This window comes from Camelimonas sp. FR25 (assembly GCF_059740505.1).
This window is the reverse complement of the sequence record NZ_JCAWFG010000117.1, coordinates 1-2,635: the sequence shown is the minus strand read 5'-3', so window position 1 is coordinate 2,635 and position 2,635 is coordinate 1. Positions and strand designations below refer to the sequence as shown.

The window sequence follows — 2,635 nt, the reverse complement described above, 5'->3', positions numbered from 1 at the left end:
AACGACAGCCAGGCGCCGACCGCAACACCAAAATTGCCGATGTAGCTCACCGACAGCCCGCCGCCATGCCGCATGGGACGCCCGCCGAGCCTGCCGGAAACAACGCAGTCCACTGTGCCAGGCGCCGCGCCTCACCGCACGCCGCCCTCCCGCAGACAATGCCGCCCCTCCCTCGCGCCGAGGCCAGAGCCGCGCACCATCGGCGAGGCGCCGCGTTGCAATGCCCGGCGCGTCATCCACAAGCCGAACCAACGCCCCAACGCCGCCGCCCACGCCCGCAGAACAACCAAATCTGAATGACTTAGCTGGCCCCGCCCCGCCTCATAAACGCCGCCAGCAGGGCCAGACAATCCAACTCACGCCCGAGTTACCCACCGCCACAACCGGCTTTTTGCGCTTTCTGAACGCGGGCGCTTGCAATGCCGGAAATGTCCGGCTACATCAGCGTCATCGAACGCAAGCGCTTCACACGAAGCAAACGGCGTCGGCGCCCGTAGCTCAGCTGGATAGAGCACCAGACTACGAATCTGGGGGTCAGAGGTTCGAATCCTTTCGGGCGCGCCAATACATTTCAAGCTAACTTATTGAAATAACTTCGATATCCGGTCGTTTGCGCGACCGGATAATGGCGTTTTGGCCTCTTTTGGTTGACAGTCTGGGTTACATTTTGGACAACGTAGGCAACGCCGACAGAGCGTTGAAAGCCATACGGTCCATGAAACAGTACAAGGTTTCTCCCACAGACAGGTCTGGCACTTGGTACCTTATTCGCCGGGTCCCTGCTGCGCTTAAACCATTCGACAAGCGCACGTTTGTGAAGGTCTCGACCGGGATCAAGGTCGAAGATGATCCACGCGGCACGCGGGCTACCCCGGCCGTCGCAAAGCTGAATGAGCGGCTTGAAACTTACTGGCGCGCCCTCGCTGCCGGGCAGGACCCGGACGCTGGCCAGCGATACAAGGCGGCGCAGCAGCTCTCCCGGGTCCTCGGCTTTAGCTATGCGCCGGCCCCGGCGCTCCTCGCCGGGCCGCCCGAGGAGATCATTCACCGGACCCTGACGCTCAAAGCGAACGGTCTGACCGGCTCCGCGCCGGCCGTCTCTGCCCTACTCGGCGGCGAGGAGAAGCCGGCCCTGCGTCTCTCCGGCCTCCTCGACGAGATCGAGCAGCACGAGCGCGGGGGCCTCGCCGGCATGTCGGAGAAGCAGGTCCATAAGTGGCGACTGCCGAAGGCACGGGCGATCCGCTACCTCTCGACGCTCGTCGGGGATAAGGCGCTGACGGAGATCACGCGCGAGGATGCCCTCGACTTTCGCGACTGGTGGCTGACCCGGATCGACGAGGAGGAGATGCAAATCTCGACCGCGAACCGGGACATCGACAACCTGAACAAGATGATCAGGACGATCTTCCAGCGCGACCGCCTGAAGGCCGATAACCCCTTCGCGGGGACGCGGATCGCCGGGGGATCGACAGGCCAGCGCACAGCCTACCTCCCCGCCTATGTGCAAGAACATATACTGCGGGAGGGCGTCTTCGACGACATCAACCTCGAAGCGCGGCTCGTCGTGTATCTCATTGCGGAGACAGGTCTGCGTCTTTCAGAAGCATGCAACCTGACGAGAGAGACGATCCGGCTTGACGCGGAAATCCCGCATGTGATCGTCAGGCCGATCGGCCGGAAGCTGAAGACGGACAGCTCGAAAAGGGAGACGCCCCTCGTCGGCGTGGCGCTCGAAGCGATGAAGCTCGCCCCGGACGGCTTCCCTCGCTACTTCGAGAAGGCCGACACGCTCTCGGCTCTCATGTCGAAGGCGTTCAAGGCGCGCGGTTTCAACCTTACGCCGAAGCACTCGCTCTACTCGCTGCGGCACACCTTCGAGGATCGGCTGATCGAGGCGGAGACGCCGGAGAAGGTTGTCGCCTATCTCATGGGGCACAAGCACGCCCGGCCCAAATACGGCTTGGGGCCTTCACTCGCCCAAAAGCAAAAGTGGCTCTCGGCAATAGCATTCCGCGCCCCGGCGCGCCTGTGACGCTGGCGCAGAGAGCCGCCCCCCCTCTCGGGCCGTGGCAACACTCAACTTTCCAAATGTGAGTAAACAGGAAACATAGAAGCTATGTAACGCGCACCACTTATGTAGTGCGCCCGATAGAGCACGTTGCGCCAAGCACGAAATAGTGTATTGTGTCTGTAACGGCTGCACGCCGTCGAATGAAGCGAACCTAAACGCCGGGCAATAGCCCATCATTTGACGGAGAATATTGTGAAGCAGACCGTAGACCATCCACAAATTGAACAGGCGACTTCGCCGCGCTTCGTACGCACACGTGAAGTGCTGGAGCGCTGCGCTTTCTCGCGGCGGACGTTAGTCCGCATGTTGGACGCAGGGACCTTTCCGCAACCTGTGCGCCTCACAGAGCGCGCCAACCGCTGGCTGTCAGATGAGATTGACGCATGGATCGCGGCGCAGGTCGCGAAGCGCGATGCGGAAGGCGTATAATGGCGCGCCCCCTCAACCACGCCCGCCGCTCCGACACTGATCGGATGCGCACACGCGGCGTCGATCAGGTCGGCGATTGCGACCTGCCGCGCGAGTTCTTCTCCGCACCAAAGAAACGGATCGCGAAGGCAA

2 protein-coding genes and 1 tRNA gene are annotated in these 2,635 nt (G+C 62.2%); all 3 read left to right on the top strand.

Going from position 1 to position 2,635, the window contains the following annotated elements:
• Window positions 1-487 precede the first annotated feature (487 nt).
• The 3 genes from AC6A67_RS17030 (at window position 488) to AC6A67_RS17020 (ending at window position 2,503) form a co-directional block, all read left to right on the top strand.
• Window positions 488-564: transfer RNA gene (locus AC6A67_RS17030), tRNA-Arg, on the top strand.
• 151 nt (window positions 565-715) lie between these two features.
• Window positions 716-2,035, top strand: coding sequence for an integrase (locus tag AC6A67_RS17025; RefSeq protein WP_498037755.1), 1,320 nt, complete (start codon window positions 716-718; stop codon window positions 2,033-2,035).
• A 231-nt stretch (window positions 2,036-2,266) separates the two neighbouring features.
• Window positions 2,267-2,503: a helix-turn-helix transcriptional regulator gene (locus AC6A67_RS17020; RefSeq protein WP_498037754.1), complete on the top strand. Its 237-nt coding sequence runs from the start codon at window positions 2,267-2,269 to the stop codon at window positions 2,501-2,503.
• Window positions 2,504-2,635 lie beyond the last annotated feature (132 nt).

Coding starts and splice junctions, on each gene's coding strand:
- AC6A67_RS17025 (WP_498037755.1), top strand. CDS start 716: ATGAAACAGTACAAGGTTTCTCCCACAGACAGGTCTGGCACTTGGTAC.